Raw genomic sequence first — 16547 nt, forward strand, 5'->3', positions numbered from 1 at the left:
CTTTTTTTCAAAATGAAGGGGTCATACAGCCAGCCACTACTACAGTTTAGAGGATTTACAAGTTGTCATAACAGGATAATAAAAGACCAAAACTTTGAGCTAAAAGGGTAGTCCTTCTAGGAAAAAATTTTGACAAGGTGAAAAGTTACTCACCGAAGTGATTCCGCACTTCGGTGTTTTTATGCCCATACTTCTCTCTGAAAATTCCATTTTAACATACGTGGCAAATCTTGTTCCCCAAAAAAGAAGGGTCAGAAACTAATTCTTATTCTCAAAATAGTTCCCTTCATCTTTCTAAGCGGAGAAAAGATTACCCATAAAGGAGCAAGAAATAGTCCAATACCTCCGATAAACATTGTCTCACGCAGACCAATCATTTCTCCTAATAATCCACCCGTTAATGCACCAATTGGAGTGGCACCCCAGGTTATGAGCCTTGATGCGGATAGTGCCCGAGCCAGCATATACTCTGGAATAACAGACTGCCGGATAGATGTTGCGGTGATATTCGACAAGCTTAGGCCAATACCGTTCAGGAAAAACCCTGTAAAAATGAAACCTATCATATTATCGGGAAACTCCTCTGCAATTGGAACAAGAACTAAGACACCGCATGCCAGTATCATCGACCAGATAGTTGCCGGCCCAATGCCAGTGCGCTTTGAAACTTTTTCAGCAAGGAGGGATCCAATGATGGAACCAATTCCTCCCATCGAGAATATCAAACCAATCATACCTGCGCTTAAATGTAATTCATTTGCGCAGTGCAACAAGAACACCGACATTAGGATTTGGGAAAACAAATTATATGTTGCGGATTCACCCATTAACGCATTAATGCAGCGGTTTCCGAATACAAATTTCACTCCTATTGTAATCTCGTTTGCCAAATTTAGTTTTGAGTTTTTTGAAATAGGCGCACCTTCCGGTTTCTTAATGGTGTAAAGGCAAAGTCCTGCTAGAAAATAGGATACGGCATCAATAAAAATGGCTCCGGCAGCTCCAAATAATTAGACAAAAAACCCACCGATGCCGGGTCCAATAATCCAGGCAGTAGATGAACTTGCAGTGATTCGTGCATTCGCTTTGACAAGGTGATCTCTATCCACAAGAAAGGGGATGTACGTCTGAAAGGTCACATCGAAGAACACTGTAAAAAAACCCAAGATAAACACAATAATGTACATCAGTTCAATGCTAAGAAAATCGAAATATATCGCAAAAGGAAACAATAATATCATTGTACTCCTGCCAATATTCGAAACGATAAGGATCGGCCGTTTCTTTGAGCGGTCAACATAAACTCCAGCAAATGTAAAAATTAGGAAGGGTACGTATGCCGATGCGTTTAATATCCCAACTTGTGTGGAGAAAGCTTCCAATAGAGTAATCGCTGCCAAAGGGAAAGCTACACTGGAGATTTGGGTACCAAAAAAGGAAATAGTCTCACCTAACCAAAGTTTTGCAAAATCAGGATTCTGCGGAAAAGATAATGGGATTTCCGCTTTGGACTTTTCAATTACTGACATCAACACAACCTTCCTAAAAAAATTAACCACCTAAAAAGGGTTTAGGTGGTTATATCTTAAAAGAGTTATTTATAACTGTCAATTATTTACTTTAAAGGTTATAATCGATTGGACAAGGGGGATGTCCGTGGCACATTAAAAGAGGAATATGAAGGACATAACCATTATTAATGAAAACATAGCAATGGGAAAATCGCCCACTTCCATATTTAAGCTATTCGCTTTTTGTCGGGCACTGCCCATACCTTTGAGAAACAAGCATGACAATGGCGCTTTCCAAAAGGAGGGTGATTGTTCATTACTTATTTGATCTTCAAATAGAAGTTTATCAAAAGATATTTGACTCATATTTAACTGCATTCTCCTTAGGAGGCTCCCCGACCGCCATTTAAGCGGAAATCAACAGTCAAGTTTATCAGAGTTTTTTATTTAAAGATTTACTAGAGGGGATTACATGAATAGCAAAACAGCGAAAATATTAGAGACTGACTTGTACGAACCAATCCGTAACTATTTTACCGAAAAAGGCTACGATGTTTATGCGGAGGTAAAACATTGTGATATTACCGCAGTGAAGGAAAATGAACTAATCATTGTGGAAATGAAGCTGAATTTAACAGTTGACCTGCTGGTTCAGGCAGCTAAACGGCAGCGTATCACCGACCTCGTCTATATTGCTATCCCCAGGCCAAAATACAGGCTTGGTTCAAAAAAATGGAATGATATTTGCCATCTGATACGGCGCCTGGAGCTTGGTCTGATTCTCGTATCCTTCCAAAAGAGCGGTATTAGTATGGAGATTGCCATTTCTCCGGGACCCTTTGACCGGCTAAAAAGCATGCAATACAACAGAAAAAAAAGGGACTTTATTATTGCTGAAATCGATGGCAGGAATGGTGACTATAATATCGGCGGCAGCAGCAAAACAAAAATCATCACGGCCTATAAGGAAACATGCATTCAAATCGCATGCCTGCTGGAACGATTTGGACCCTTATCACCAAAGGCTTTAAGAGAGATGGGTACAGGCGATAAAACATTATCCATTCTGAATAAAAACTATTACCGCTGGTTTGACAAAATTAAAAGAGGAACGTATACAATAAGCAGTTTAGGCAAAAAAGAACTGGAACACTTCCCTGAACAGGTTCAGTACTTTTACAGATTATATGATGGTTCTTCTGAAACTTTTAAAAAAAAATAGCCGCTGCTCTCCCTGATATGGCAAAAGGTCAGGGGAGCAGCATTATTTATCCTCTTTTTTTAGAACCACCATTAGTCCACGAGAGGTGTTCGGCAATTTTATCAACAAGAGCATACAATGTTAATTCCTATTTCGATGTAATTCTTTTACGAAAAAAATATTTTCGTAAAGGCTTACAACCGTATTGCTCTCAAAAAGAAAACGCTTTAAATTATTTTAGTATAACAAAGCAAGACGTTTAGCAACTTCCACAAAGGGAACTCTAACGGTAAGACAACTTGGGGAAGTGACACATAAATGAGCAAGAAGAGTAGAAATATAGCGGCTTTGATTATCATGGCCTTTACCATGTTTTTATTAGGAGGGATTGGCAGTACAAAAGGGATTGTACTCGATGAAGTCAAAAAGAGTATTGGCCTTGACCTTAATACAATGGGTATGGTTGTTTTTATATTCCAGTGGGGATTTACAATTGCCGGTGTGGTCAGCGGTTATCTTGTTGATAAAAAGGGCCTTAAATATATGACTTTGGCGGGTGCGGCCATTATGGCTGCAGGCTTGTTTGGAACTGGGGCTGCCCAAACTGTACTGTTCTTTCTTGGTTTTTATCTCATAGTAGGATTCGGAATTGGCGCAATGACAGTTGCTTCCAATGCAATTGTTCCAGCTGTCTATCCAAACAGGCAAGGCATGATGTTTAACATTACCATGGGTGTTTACGGGCTTGGGATGTTCGTCACTCCGCTTCTGCTAAGGTGGATGTTCGATGCAAATATCTCCTGGAGAGTCTTTTATATCGGTATCGGAGTATTAATGATTGCTTTTATCATATTGCTTCTATTTACTAAGCTGCCTAAAGGGAAAGCTGAAAGAGCAAGCTTGGCAGCATTTAAGGAAATGCTGAAAAACGCACAGTTCGTGTTCGTCATGATTTTCCTGATCTTCTATGTAGCAACAGAAGTATCATTCCTTAATTTCTTTCCAAGCTTTTTAAAAACACTGGAGCTTGGCGGTGCCAGCCCAGGTGAAAAGAATGCAATGGTAGCCGCGATTCTATCCGTTTTTTCTCTATTATTTACGTTAGGCCGATTAGGCGGGGCATTCATAACTCAAAAATTAGGAGAGAAAAAGACGATTCTCATCTTCTCTTTATTAGCGGTCGCCAATGTGACCTTCAGTAAGTTTTTTGCAGAAGAATGGGTGTATTCATTTGCAGCTGCCGGTTTGTTTTTATCTGTATTATTTCCGACTGCAACAGCGATTGGAACGAAGCTGTCAGAAACGAGCGGCTCTGCACTTGGCCTTGTTTATGTAGCATCCGGGATTGGCGGCGCTTTTGCAGGCTGGCTTGTGGGTGCCGTTTCAGAAAAATTTGGTCCTGAATACGGATTTAATCTCCCGATCATCTTCCTTATAATTCTTCTGATTATTACTTTCTTTATCAAAGAAAAACCTGATACGGGAGTACAGCAACGTAAAGCATAAGATATGTTTAGGGGAACAGAGTACGGATATTATAAAAGTATTGACCCTATAAAAAAATAATAAGGGAAGGGTGAAAAAAATGGAACAGAATGAAAAAGACGAAATTTTAGAGAAAATGAACCAGGTTTCTATTGATCAAAGGGACAATGCACAGAACAGATTAGAGGTTAGCCAGATACTTGAAAAAGACCCTGAAAACAAGGAACTGCTGGACAAACTGGATGTTTTGTCAGAAGAAAACAAAGAGCTATATAATACATCTGTGAAATTAGAATCTAAACTGTTGGGAAAAAAGATGTAAGCAGAAGCTTACATCTTTTTTGGAGGATAGAACACAACCCTCTTTCTGTACTAAGTATTTGTTTTTTCAATCATTTCAAATGCTTCCTCCGTTTAGGTGAACACTTAGCCCATATTTTACATATAATGCCTAGACATCGCAAAAGGGGCGTTTAGAGTGATTCTTAATGAAGTGGAACAGGAAAAATGGGGCCTCATAGGCAGTCTGTTGGGATTGGGATCGGTTATTCTATCTTTAATCGCAGCAATCATTGCCGTTTGTTTATCATACGTTGATTACCTTGAAGCACTATCAGTGAAGGATTAAGAGAATGTCCCGAATACGGTGGATAATTTATGTCCGTTATTCGGGTTTGTTTCTATTTATGTCGGAAAAATGTTCTTCGAATGCCTTAGCTATAGGGGCAGCAGTGCTGACTTTTAATACCCTTGGCGACTTTAGTTAATTATTAATTACAAATGTTAAATATTAAGATTGATTGCCGGATATTTAAAATTGCTATAAAATGTAAAAATATATACATAGGAATGAAAAGAGTTGTTACTGGAACAGCTCTTTTTTTATGGGTTAAATGGCAGTTACATAGTTTATGGGGACAAAAAACATATTCTTAAAAAATATTTAAAAACTTTTACTAAAATTGAAACCAAACAGGACAGTTAAAACGACATACTGTATGAAATACTGAAGAGGAGGTACCTTAGTTGAACCAAGAAAACCAATTAATTAAAAAAATAAGGGACGGTAACGCCGACGCTTTCAGTGCACTGGTTAAACCTTATCTTGCTACCGCCTATAAAACTGCATATATGGTGCTGCGTTCAAGGGAAGGAGCAGAGGATGCAGTCCAAAATGCTTTAGAAGATGCATATCTCAGCATCATTAATCAAATGGATATCCGTAATTTTAGGGCTTGGTTTTTTCGGCTGGTGCATAATCGCTCTGTCGACTTGTACCGCAAAAATGCCCGACAGCCAATAATCGGATTAGGTGAAAACCCGGAAGCAGAGTTGAAGCTAAAATCAGATTCTGCCCAAAACCTAGCAATCGGACGTGAGAATAAGAATGAAGTAATGGCGCTGATCGCACAGCTTGAAAAGGATCAGAGAATACCATTGTTGCTTTACTATTTTGAAGATATGTCGGTAAAAGATATTTCCCTCGCCCTTGATGAAAATGTGAACACTGTGAAAACCAGGCTGAAGCGGGGAAGAGTCAAACTTGGGAGTTTAATGAAACAGAATAAAAATTTTTTGCTGGAGGTTAATACCCATGGGATATAAAAATGAAAAAGTCAATGATTCCATCCAGGATCAAGATGCACTCTTGTCCCTCGAACGTTTTGCTAGGGAGCTTCCACAAAAGATTACAAAAGATCAAATGGACGAAACTAGGAGCGAACGGATAGAACGCGAATGGACGGGCTTTCAAAAGCAATTAAAAAAGCAGAGCTCTTTTGGAAAGAAAGCAGCCATTTATGCCATAGCCTCTGCCGCAAGTATCCTTTTATTCGTCGGCTCAGGCTTTGTTTCACCAACCATGGCAAAAATGGTATCGAAAATCCCGCCTCTTAGCTCGCTGTACGAAAAATACGATGATGAACAATTACACGAAACAATCACAAAAGCGCTAAAGAAAGAAGGGTATCCTGTAGAACAGGTCTTGGAGCATGGTGGCGGAAAAGAAGAGGGCATGTACGTTTTCCTCGACGACACTAAAGAAAATGTTAAGAAGATGGACACAGGTGTGAAAAAGATAGCCTATGGTATTTTGAAAAAACGTACGGGAACAAAATATGAGGATTATTATGTAAGAGTAAGAATGAAAGTCGAACCTTCGAAGAAAATTGAAGCGGAAAATGCAAGACTTGAAAAAGAGACGGAAGAAGTTTTCAATATCATAAATCCGGTTCTGAGCTCTTTTAACTTTCAAAACAGCTATGGTTTTGGACCGGAAGGAGTCGAACTGGATTTCTCCAACCTGGAAAAGAAGGAAAGGGTGGCAGAAATAAAGCTGGCTGTTGAGAACGCACTGAAAACAGCCGGCAAGGATTCCGCTAAAGTTAAAATTCGCATTTTTGACCAAGTAAGGCAAGACCAGTATAATCGCTGGGGTCCAGCTATTTCAGCAATCGCTGAGGAACTGAAGACGTACAAAAAATATCAGGTATCCAGTGTCGGCTATCAAAGCAGGAACGGTGTGTTAAGAGTACTGATCCGAATCAAACTGCCTGCTTCTGACCCAAAAGCAGCTGAGCTGGCAACCGATCTGAACACCATGATTGAAGAATTTATCAAAACGGACGAAATACAGCAAATGGTAAAAGACGACCCGTATGAAATCGTCATCGACAGCAAGGATAAGAAAAAACTAAATTAATGAGAAAAACGATTCCCGTTACTGTCCGGGAATCGTTTTTGTATTGTTTATGAAATTATTTTAAGATTTCAGAGTTGTGGACAACAGAAGTAGGATGGGCACCAACACACAACACAGGAAAATAAAGCCCCGATTCACAGGTCAAGGAAGGCTTCAGCAAGCAGTAAAGGATTAAGACGTATGGGTAAATCCCAGGATTGGCTGATGGCTGAACTTTCAAATAAAAAACTGCAGGTAAAGCAGGTGTTTTATGCAGAATGGTCAGAACAATATGGTTTTTATTTAAAAACCTACGACAATTTAGTGCTTTTCTCTTCACCGCACCAGCCTTTTTTCTTCGGAAAAGGGGCTGTTGAAAAATTGATCGCTTTGTCAGGTGCTGAAACTTAGCTTCTGAAAAAATAATAAACCCTTTACTTAGAAAGGGAAGGGGATAATAAACGTGCAGCCTTTATATGAAAGTTATTATTCTTATGAAATATCAGGCCCTAATATCACACACAAATGCTGTTATCATACATAAGTTTAAGTATTTAAAAAGGAATTTTATGTTAAAATAGGCAGTGGGATAAAATTAAATTCCTATACATGCATTTTTTTCCAGGAGGGAAGGCCCGTGAGAAGCAATACGCAAGTTGCTTTAGCTGTGTCTCTGTTTGTTTTAGCCGGTTTTCCAATATTTTTTTTCATTGTTTCTATGGCTGCAGGGCAATGGAATTACCTGTTATTTAGTATTCCTGCTTCAATGACTGCTGGGTTAACGGGTTTAATGCTAACAATTCAGCAAATCAAAAAGGAGCGTAAGGGTATCAAACACTGAAAATTTAACATGAAGGTAAAGTAAAAATGCTCAGAAAATTATCTGAGCATTTTTTTATATGTGGGAAGGGGAGATCTAGACTGTTGTGCGGAAAAGAAAAACTTAAGATGTTTTTTACTTATGCCCCTGAATAGGAATTAGTGCACCTTTTTTAATCCAGTAATAAAAATTGTCCAGCGGGAAGACGCCTCTGGAATTGGAATTATTCATTTGAATAACAACACTTCCTTTTTTGCTTTCAATGATCCTCAAAGTATCTGAATTAGTAATGTTCGGCATAAAGTTGCTTTTGATTTCAAATACCATATCGTTATTCACATTCATGTTTATTGCTCCCTTGGATTTTTTGAATTAAGATTAAAATCCCCTGAAATTTAACATTTATCCATTTGTTGGCTGTTTATGAGCAGAATGTGGATCAATTAGCAGGTTTATTTAAAAATTAACTGAACGAAAACGATGATGATTTCGTCAAACATTATGAATGTATCGTGTTGCGAGCCTGAATTAATCAGACGCTGGAATCAAGCTGATGGGAGGCATCGGAACTCTTAGGCAAAAAGCAAAGGTAAACAAACCGTTACCGGTGAGAAAAAAAAATAAAGGACCAAACGAATCTTGGTAAGCCTAATCACCACAGTATGAAGCCAATGGTTCATGGAGATGTCCTGAAAATGGGGAAAAGGGGAAAATGAGATGAAAAAAAATGATTTTAAAATCGCACTGCTGCTAGCGCTGATCTGTTTTGTGGCTGGGTTATGCCTGGTCCCATATCAGCTAGAATCATTGAAGAAGACTATGAGTACTGAAAGTTACCAGGCATTTATTGAGGCAACACCGATTCCAATGGAATTTGTGAGTTTAATTGCAAGCTTTCAGATTTTTTTAATGAGTCTGCTCTTAGGATTTATCGGAATTAAATTGGCAAGGAAAACAGGATTTTCACTCGATATTTTGGATTCCATTTTTAGAAAAGGCAAAAAAGTGCTTATTGAGAAAAAGCCGCTGCTATTATCCATACTGTTTGGAGTAATCACTGGCCTCATCATTGTCGGTGCTGACCGTTTTTACTATCAGCAAAGGATCAAAGCAATCGGAGAAGCCATGCCTGAGTTTTCTTTGATGGGATTGGTTACCGGTGTATTATATGGGGGGGTTATGGAGGAAGTTCTATTGAGGCTGTTTTTTATGAGCCTGCTTGTGTGGCTGTTCCTTAAAGCAGCCAGACGGACCAAAGATAATGCCTCACCGGCCTTTTTCTGGGCTGCCATCATAATTGCGGCCCTCGTGTTTGCAGCACTGCATCTCCCGGCCACTAAAGGTCTGTTTGGTGAATTAACGGGAGAAATTATCTTTCGCTCCTTCTTGCTGAACGGTATTGGCGGAATTTTCTTTGGATGGCTGTATTGGAAAAAGGGATTTGAATATAGCATCGTGGCTCATATGTTTACACATATTTCCATGCAGCTGTTGTTTATTCCGCTATTTTATTAACTAGTAATGCAAAAACAGTGTGATTCTATCGACATCACACTGTTTTTTTCTTTGCATATTAAAAAAGATAAAGAGCATTTCCGTTTTGTACACTTTAGGGCGTTTTAGGCGGGTCAATCCTTATTGCATCTTCAGGGGAAACTGCCGATCTTATAAAATAGAAAAATAAGCCGCCAACCAATCCGAGGATTATCACATAACCTATAGTTACCACCCATAAATAAGCCAATAAAAACCCCTCCTTTTTTGATATATATGCATGGTGTTAAACGAATTTTCCATGTGTTTTTGAAGAATAAAAAGGCCGGTTAATTGGCTGAAACAGATTTATCACCATTTATTAAACGTTCTCAGCTATTTTGAATGACAGAATTACAAATTGAAAAACAAAGGTATTCAATTTGTAAATGCGGGGGGACCAGTGAAGGAATTTGATGTGATTGCTGTTTGCGGAGGTCTTGAGGGCCTTACATGCGGCCTCGAACTGACCTAAAAAGGAAGATCTGTCCTATTATTGGAATGAGAAAAGATTGCTGGCGGGAGAACACCTTCTTTTGCTGAAAAAGGGTTATATATCGAATCAGGATTTCATCGATATATCGGCAATTACACGTGCCAAGATCTTTAAAAAAATATTTAAATGGTAAGAGAAAATTCATATTAGAGCAGATGATAAAGGCAGCTGGTGTTAAGGGTGTGACCTCTATTTGGGAGAATTAAAACGGTGAAAGCAGCCATACTTTTCCGCTATGAAGGGGGCAGCTTACTCGGGAATAAAAGCGGCATAACTTGTTAAATAAAGAAATATTGAAAAATAAAATCCCACCGCTCTCTTAGGAACGGTGGGTTTGTTATCACTTTGTCGTTAATCCGCGTTTTTGCATTTCTTGTTTGAAAAATTTGATCAAATCCTTATCCACTTTCGACACTGCATCCCGATAGGAAACCACCAACAGCTCATTACTCATAATTTTCATCTTGCATGCCTCCTCGGTTGGATACTTTTTGATTTTTCCAGCGGATAGGTATGTAAAAATATACTCCACCCACATTTTGCAGAACATAGACCAATTGTGCCAGAATTGCTAAAACCTTTTCAATTTGTTCAACATACTGCTTCAAAAGCTTCCTGTGTTCTGTGGCAACGTTTGTGGACCCGATCTTACAGGTCATGAACACCACCTTTGGGATTCCTAAGAGGTGAGTTCTGTTCCATTTTACAACTAATGAGAGAGTTTGAAAAGATTTAATTTTCAAATAATTATAAAAGGTACAAATGTATTAGCATTAAATCTTTCGCACTAGGCGAAAAGAGGCTAATGTTTTCCATGTATTATTTTTATAGTGAAAAAGATGCAGGAATAAACAATCGAAAATATTAGCAAACTATGCTGAAAAAGGAAATATATAGAGGAAGATTAACTTCTTCCATGCTATAATAATGAATCAGTTACATAAGCAATTTAGGAGGTTTACAATGAAAAAGTTCCCAGGAAAACCAAAGATGCTGCTGACGATATTTACAGCTTTTCTATTCTTATTATCTGGCTGCGGGACAGATTCTGATAGAGGAAGAGAAGAAAATAAGCAGGCAGATAAACAAACAAGCGAGGGAGCAGTATATCCTAAAGATGTAAAAAATAATCCAACAGTAACAATAACAATGGAAAACGGAGGAAAAATTAAGCTTGAGCTATACCCTAAAATTGCCCCTAATACAGTCGCCAACTTTGTTTCACTAATTGAGAAAGACTATTATAACGGGGTAATTTTCCACCGTGTAATTCCCGAGTTCATGATCCAAGGCGGCGACCCAGCCGGGAATGGGACTGGCGGACCGGATTATTCCATTGCGGGTGAATTTAGTGCAAACGGTTATGAAAATACATTAAAACACACAAGAGGTATACTATCCATGGCCAGGACCCAAGAACCTAATTCTGCTGGTTCCCAATTCTTTATTATGGTAGCTGATGCTCCATCACTTGATGGATCATACGCTGCATTTGGAAAAGTGCTCGAGGGAATGGAAGTTGTTGATGCTATCGTAGCGGCTGAACGTGACCCTTCAGATAAACCGCTCAAGGATCAAAAGATGAAAACAGTTGAAGTAGATACAAAAGGATATGACTACCCCGAACCAAAAAAACAATAATTAGCTTAAATTAGCCAAGACGTGTTTATTGCTGCGTTTTGGCTTTTATACTGTCGGAATCAAAAACTATCACAGCCTTTTTTGGAGGTTTAAATTGAAAAGGGACCTAAAACACAAGCAAGACATATAATGTGTTAGTCATAAATGCGTGTTTAAAGGGTGAATAAACATGGCTTTTTTTATAGTCGGTATTGTTTATTGGACGTTGTTAGTTTTTTCAGGTGTCTGCGTGATATGGGGATTTTGGAAAAAATCATGGAAAGCGATAATGATAAGCGGTTATGCTTTGCTGCTTCCAGCCCTATCGCTTTATTTTGGCGGTGCTGAAGGTTGGTTAAAACTGCCGATTCTGCTGCCTATGCTGCTTTTTTGGCTCGCTTATTTGATGAAAAATAGGTAGCGGGCAATATGTGGTAATTTTCGAAAAAGTCGCGCAATTAAAGTTTAACTTCTATATATACGGGTAAAAAAATAATGTAGCGATACAAATGTGAATGCACTGGAGCTTATGGCTGAACAGGCAGAAGAATCTTTGTATTGACTACTGCGGAAGCAAGATTTGCTTTATCGACAAAGAAAATCTTTGTCAATGATGATATTTAACGGTGCTGCAGAAATGGCAGTGATGGCTGTTAAATAGGGCAGATCTTCTCCTAAACATGAGAAAAGCCTATACCAAATTCGGTAAAGGCTTTTTTCATGTTATTGGGGTTTTTTTCATAACGCTAGGAAGGAATGCAGTATTTATTATTGATGATTTTTATCTCCCAGCCTATGAATGGAAATAAGCATATATAGTAACACATATTAAAGAGTAAAGGCGGTGTTAGCGAAGCTAACCATACAACTTCCTAAGAGATTACATTTTAATTAATTAATTTTCATTACTCCGAACAATAGGCGCAGAACCCCATCTTTTCAACAGAAAAATAGGCGAGTACCCATCAATTTTTATTTCATTTCATCATTATATAAAGAGATAGAAATGAATGATAAATGAGGATGGATGGGAATGGCGAAGAGATATCGAGGAAAGACATTAAACAGCCTGCCTTCAAGAGGGCGGGGGAACTGCCCATTGTGCGGTACATCTAGAATTAAGCTATTGTATCCGCATAGATTAGAAGATAATCAGCTAGTCCAAGTCTGCAAAAAATGCCGGAACAAATGAGTGGTTTTTCGAACTTGGAATAAGGCGTATCCGTTTCCATTTTAAAGGAGACGGAGGCGCATTTTAGGAGAAGAACGAGGATGCAGCAAATACATAATTTTATTTGACTGAAACAGCAGATAATATTATACTAATAAAATATTACTCAACTGCATAAAAGCGTCACAGCAAGAGAGCATTTTTTTATAGGATAAAAGGTTTTACTATATTATCCTAATGCCCATTAAACCTGATTATTTGGAAACCAGTGGGATAGGCAGCAGTGCACATAGAAAGGTTGGAGCTATTTTGGGTAAAAGCCATCAGGATCTACAAAAAGGTTTACTGCCAAGACATGTCCAATTCATTGCTCTTGCGGGCATGATTGGAACAGGCATTTTTAAAGGAAGCTCGGATACACTTAATTTTGCAGGGCCAAGTGTTGCATTGGCATATTTAGCAGGCGGGTTATTATTATTGATTGTTATGACGGCCCTGGCTGAGATGGCCATTGCCTATCCTAACTTGAACGTACAGCATCTTGTTCATAAAGCATTTGGCAACAGAGTTTCATTCATTATTGGATGGCTCTATTGGGTTAACTGGGTTATTGTTACGATTGTTGAAATATTGGCAGCGGGTAGCTTTCTGAAATACTGGTTCCCTGCACAGCCGTTATGGCTGCTGGCCTTTTTCTGTGCTGTGTTAATAATAGCCATGAACCTTTTTCAGGTAAAATACTACGGCGAAATTGAGTTTTGGTTTGCCGGGATAAAAATTATCACCTTAATAGCATTTATTGCTTTAGGGATAGCCATTTTATTTGACGTTATTCCGAGCTCGGCAGGCTCCTTTTCAAACTACACGGCGCATGGCGGATTTTTTCCTAACGGAATCAGCGGGATGATGAGTGCTTTGCTGATCGTAATGTTTTCTTATGGAGGAGCAGAGCTGATTGGCGTTGCTGTCACAGAAACAAAAGACTCCCATAAAGTGCTGCCTAAAATCATTAAAAACACGGTTTGGAGAGTCATCATTTTTTATGTGATTCCGATTCTGCTTATCTGCGGAATTATGCCTTGGAATAAGGTATCAGGTGAAGACAGTCCATTTGTGCAGGTATTCGATATCACAGGTTTGCCAGGTGCTGCACATATTATGAATTTTGTTCTATTAACTGCTGTGTTATCAGCCGCTAACTCTGGGATATATGCAACCTCCAGGACTTTATATTCAATGGCGCAAAGCGGTGAAGCGCCTAAAAGGCTATTAAAAATTTCACGGCAGGGTATACCTTTAAACGGGATTATGATTACGGCGGCTTGTATCGTGGTAGGGCTTTTTCTAGCCTATATGGCTCCGGAACAAATTATCAGCTATTTGATGACAATTCCCGGATTCAGCGTTCTTGTTATATGGACAAGCATCTGTCTTGCTCAATTAAAGCTCCGTCCTCAATATAAGCAGAAACCGTTCTTCCAGGTAAAAGGGTTCCCATTCACGACTATTCTGGCAATAGCTTCCTTAACGATTATCTTTATCTCATTTGTCTTCAGAAAAGATAATCTGATTGGAACCGCCGTTTGCCTGGCCATTTTACTGCTGCTTACCCTGCTTTCATTTGCCAGGCGTGTGCAAAAGTGATTTCACGCTATATCCAAGGACAATTGAAGTTAGGGTCCCCGTTTTTAAGCGGGGATTTTTTTTTGTTCAGGGAAGGGGGATCTGTTATTCAAACGATTAGAATTTGCAGGAAAGAAAAAATCACCCTCTGAGGATGATTTAATTACTTAGGCGGTATACAGCATTTCCAGCCTCTTTTTTGTCATATCTGCCAACAGCGTATTTCTTAATGACTCTGACATTTTTAAAAGTAATTCAAGCACTATCGCCAATCCGTTTTTATAGCCATTATTAACTGCATGCAGGTCACAGTTTAATTCAGCTTCAAGATTCTGTTCACCGCTGGCTACCGGGTATGCCAGATGCCCAAGCTCATGAAAAAGGATGGCTTCTCTTATGTCGGGTTCTGAACAGAAAACCTCATAGTCATATACTACGATGATTTTTTCATATTCTGCGTGTGCAGAATGAAAGCAGCCCGTTAGTAAGCGGCAATCAATATCCCAAAAATACAGCCAATCCTCGCTCCTCAGACCAGTGTGCTTCAAAATCGCTTTCTTGTCCTCCACAATCGCTACTTTTCCGGCCAAACCATACTTTGCCTGATCCAATTCCTCGCATATGCACAACATTTCCTTCACCCTTAACATTCTGTCTGTTTTTTAATTTTATGTATCGGCTGGTTTTAAAAAACATTTATCAGAATTTTCATATAAAAAAATAAATTGGCTCATAAAAACAGTAATGGTAAAAAAGAGAAATTTTGAACTTGACAGTTATATATACCGTTTCAAAAAGAAACTCTTGATGGCAGCTTTGCCGATTTATATGAACAAAGTATTGGCTTTGTACTTTTATGCAGTTTTACAGGTTTCACTTTTATAAAAAGAAGAAACACGGCAGCCTTTCAGCAGGGCAAGGAAAAGCACGTTAATTAGACAGCGGTGATATTGCTGTTAACAAAAATTCCCTGATGTATAATATACTATATAACAGCCGGCATTGCTTAGAGGTAGTTTGGTGAATTTTGCAGCCGGTTATTGCAAATAATGGCTGCTGCTGGGCGATGCCAAACTGTTCCAAATTCTGTTTGCTTAAAAATCAATGATTTGGAGGTCTCTTTTTATGTACAAACAAAAAACAAAGGAAACGGACCGCAGCGTAATTGAATTTATCGAAGCCGTTGAAAATCCTAAAAAGCGGGAAGATGCATATAAATTATTGGATATTTTCACCGAAACGACCGGATATGAGGCAAAAATGTGGGGGCCGAGCATTATCGGTTTTGGTTCCTACCATTATAAATATGATTCCGGCCATGAGGGTGATGCACCACTAGTCGGTTTTTCACCGCGCAAAGCAAAGCACAGTTTATATTTTGCGCCTGGTGAAACAAAACGGGAGGAATTACTAAATCAATTTGGCAAGCATACAACCGGCAAAGCCTGTGTTTATATCAATAAAGTTTCTGATATAGATCTTGATGTCTTAAAAAAGCTAATCAGGGAATCGGTTGTATTTTTAAGAGAAAAGTATCCGAGTAAATAAGCTGACCAGCTTTGCGGAATAAATATTATTTTCCAGATTTGAACGGCAGCCAGAATCTCAGAAGGGAGGCAGGATAAATGGGAACAATTGTAGCCATCGGCGGGGGAGAGATAAGCAAATATGGTGCTAGTATGAAAATACTAAATAGATTAATCGAGCAAGCGAAAAACCCGAATTGATTAACAGGATCCGTCATGCTGAACATCATGAACAATGCCCATGCCAGAATGAGCAAATGGGCTTTACAGCTGGTAAAAATAAAAGACAATGAGGTTATTCTGGATATAGGCTGCGGCGGGGGAAAAGCGATACATGTTTTATTCATGCTAAATAGAGATGGGATAATAGTCGGCATTGTTTTTGGATTCTATCAAAGCAAATAAGGCAGCTGTTAAAAAAGGACAAGTACATAACCAGCAGGCAAGTGTTTCAGCTATACCAATTCCTGAAGCATCCTTTGATAAAATAACAGCTTATCAGACCCATTATTTTTGGCTGGACTTAGAAAATTAAAAGATATTGGGTGCTTAGTAATCGTTGCAGAAAATTATAAAATCAACTATCATATGAAGCTGTTTAAAAAGAGGGAAGAGGTGGAGCACCTGCTAAAAACCATCGGATTTGCAACTATGAATTTCTCGAAAACACTAAGAGGGGCTGGCTTTGTATAAAAGCTCGAAAATGATCCTGTTTCCTAAACATTCGATAATAAAAAAAGCAACCTGCTGCGAATCGCAAATTGCTTTTTCTATTTGTTTTGATGCGGCTGAGAGGACTTGAACCTCCACGGGGTTGCCCCCACTAGAACCTGAATCTAGCGCGTCTGCCATTCCGCCACAACCGCGAATATTGTATCAAT

The 16547-nt window shown here is 38.9% G+C and carries 19 protein-coding genes, 1 tRNA gene and 2 pseudogenes; 14 read left to right on the forward strand and 8 right to left on the reverse strand.

What is annotated here, in order from left to right:
- Window positions 1–251 precede the first annotated feature (251 nt).
- Together CVD28_RS28770 and CVD28_RS12410 are read right to left on the reverse strand one after the other, a co-directional pair.
- Window positions 252–1529, reverse strand: a pseudogene (locus CVD28_RS28770) (MFS transporter).
- Between the two features lie 135 nt (window positions 1530–1664).
- Window positions 1665–1877 carry a hypothetical protein gene (locus CVD28_RS12410; protein WP_101592691.1) on the reverse strand — a complete coding sequence of 71 codons (213 nt, stop codon included), beginning with the start codon at window positions 1875–1877 and terminating at the stop codon, window positions 1665–1667.
- Window positions 1878–1983: 106 nt separating this feature from the next.
- Between CVD28_RS12410 and CVD28_RS12415 the strand changes: the two genes are divergently transcribed.
- From CVD28_RS12415 to CVD28_RS12445, 8 genes are all read left to right on the forward strand, one after another.
- The gene (locus CVD28_RS12415) at window positions 1984–2733 is read left to right on the forward strand and encodes a DUF2161 domain-containing phosphodiesterase (protein ID WP_101592692.1); all 750 of its coding nucleotides are present in this window, start codon (window positions 1984–1986) and stop codon (window positions 2731–2733) included.
- A 297-nt stretch (window positions 2734–3030) separates the two neighbouring features.
- Window positions 3031–4218: an MFS transporter gene (locus CVD28_RS12420; protein WP_101592693.1), complete on the forward strand. Its 1188-nt coding sequence runs from the start codon at window positions 3031–3033 to the stop codon at window positions 4216–4218.
- A 79-nt stretch (window positions 4219–4297) separates the two neighbouring features.
- Entirely contained in the window at window positions 4298–4519 is a 222-nt protein-coding gene (locus CVD28_RS12425) for a hypothetical protein (protein WP_101592694.1), read from the forward strand.
- Between the two features lie 156 nt (window positions 4520–4675).
- Complete coding sequence (locus CVD28_RS28075; RefSeq protein WP_180954143.1) at window positions 4676–4825, forward strand: hypothetical protein; 150 nt, start codon at window positions 4676–4678, stop codon at window positions 4823–4825.
- A 398-nt stretch (window positions 4826–5223) separates the two neighbouring features.
- Entirely contained in the window at window positions 5224–5802 is a 579-nt protein-coding gene (locus CVD28_RS12430) for an RNA polymerase sigma factor (protein ID WP_101592695.1), read from the forward strand.
- A complete protein-coding gene (locus tag CVD28_RS12435; RefSeq protein WP_101592696.1) occupies window positions 5792–6898 on the forward strand; it encodes a DUF4179 domain-containing protein in 1107 nt (368 codons plus the stop codon). Before CVD28_RS12430 ends, CVD28_RS12435 begins: the two co-directional genes overlap by 11 nt.
- A 132-nt stretch (window positions 6899–7030) precedes the next feature.
- Complete coding sequence (locus CVD28_RS12440; protein WP_374702526.1) at window positions 7031–7288, forward strand: YetF domain-containing protein; 258 nt, start codon at window positions 7031–7033, stop codon at window positions 7286–7288.
- Between the two features lie 226 nt (window positions 7289–7514).
- On the forward strand, window positions 7515–7718 hold the full coding sequence (locus CVD28_RS12445; protein ID WP_101592698.1) for a hypothetical protein: 204 nt from the start codon (window positions 7515–7517) through the stop codon (window positions 7716–7718).
- Between the two features lie 114 nt (window positions 7719–7832).
- Here CVD28_RS12445 and CVD28_RS12450 read toward each other — a convergent pair whose 3' ends face one another.
- Window positions 7833–8042: a hypothetical protein gene (locus CVD28_RS12450; protein WP_101592699.1), complete on the reverse strand. Its 210-nt coding sequence runs from the start codon at window positions 8040–8042 to the stop codon at window positions 7833–7835.
- Between the two features lie 372 nt (window positions 8043–8414).
- Here CVD28_RS12450 and CVD28_RS12455 point away from each other — a divergent pair, with 372 nt between their 5' ends.
- Window positions 8415–9212, forward strand: coding sequence for a CPBP family intramembrane glutamic endopeptidase (locus CVD28_RS12455; protein WP_101592700.1), 798 nt, complete (start codon window positions 8415–8417; stop codon window positions 9210–9212).
- Between the two features lie 94 nt (window positions 9213–9306).
- Here the strand turns inward: CVD28_RS12455 and CVD28_RS28775 are convergent, their stop codons facing one another.
- The 3 genes from CVD28_RS28775 to CVD28_RS12465 all read right to left on the reverse strand — a co-directional run bounded on the left by CVD28_RS28775 (window position 9307) and on the right by CVD28_RS12465 (window position 10385).
- Entirely contained in the window at window positions 9307–9441 is a 135-nt protein-coding gene (locus tag CVD28_RS28775; protein WP_257985847.1) for a hypothetical protein, read from the reverse strand.
- 625 nt (window positions 9442–10066) lie between these two features.
- On the reverse strand, window positions 10067–10189 hold the full coding sequence (gene sda, locus CVD28_RS12460) for a sporulation histidine kinase inhibitor Sda (RefSeq protein WP_101592701.1): 123 nt from the start codon (window positions 10187–10189) through the stop codon (window positions 10067–10069).
- Complete coding sequence (locus CVD28_RS12465; protein WP_101592702.1) at window positions 10173–10385, reverse strand: hypothetical protein; 213 nt, start codon at window positions 10383–10385, stop codon at window positions 10173–10175. Before CVD28_RS12465 ends, sda begins: the two co-directional genes overlap by 17 nt.
- 304 nt (window positions 10386–10689) lie before the next feature.
- Here CVD28_RS12465 and CVD28_RS12470 point away from each other — a divergent pair, with 304 nt between their 5' ends.
- From CVD28_RS12470 to CVD28_RS12480, 3 genes are all read left to right on the forward strand, one after another.
- Window positions 10690–11367, forward strand: coding sequence for a peptidylprolyl isomerase (locus CVD28_RS12470; RefSeq protein ID WP_257985848.1), 678 nt, complete (start codon window positions 10690–10692; stop codon window positions 11365–11367).
- Window positions 11368–11536: 169 nt separating this feature from the next.
- Window positions 11537–11767 (forward strand): hypothetical protein, encoded by a 231-nt coding sequence (locus CVD28_RS12475; protein WP_101592703.1) that lies wholly within the window; start codon window positions 11537–11539, stop codon window positions 11765–11767.
- 1059 nt (window positions 11768–12826) lie between these two features.
- A complete protein-coding gene (locus tag CVD28_RS12480; RefSeq protein ID WP_101592823.1) occupies window positions 12827–14161 on the forward strand; it encodes an amino acid permease in 1335 nt (444 codons plus the stop codon).
- 146 nt (window positions 14162–14307) lie between these two features.
- On the opposite strand, the gene CVD28_RS12485 is transcribed toward CVD28_RS12480, so the two are convergent.
- Entirely contained in the window at window positions 14308–14772 is a 465-nt protein-coding gene (locus CVD28_RS12485; protein WP_101592704.1) for a hypothetical protein, read from the reverse strand.
- A 493-nt stretch (window positions 14773–15265) separates the two neighbouring features.
- Here CVD28_RS12485 and CVD28_RS12490 point away from each other — a divergent pair, with 493 nt between their 5' ends.
- Window positions 15266–15688: a DUF1801 domain-containing protein gene (locus CVD28_RS12490; RefSeq protein ID WP_101592705.1), complete on the forward strand. Its 423-nt coding sequence runs from the start codon at window positions 15266–15268 to the stop codon at window positions 15686–15688.
- Between the two features lie 131 nt (window positions 15689–15819).
- Window positions 15820–16373 (forward strand): annotated as a pseudogene (locus tag CVD28_RS29100) (class I SAM-dependent methyltransferase).
- A gap of 76 nt (window positions 16374–16449) precedes the next feature.
- Here CVD28_RS29100 and CVD28_RS12500 read toward each other — a convergent pair.
- Window positions 16450–16532, reverse strand: a tRNA-Leu gene (locus tag CVD28_RS12500).
- Window positions 16533–16547: the final 15 nt, after the last annotated feature.

This window comes from Bacillus sp. M6-12 (assembly GCF_002860285.1).
Lineage (GTDB): Bacteria > Bacillota > Bacilli > Bacillales > DSM-1321 > Peribacillus.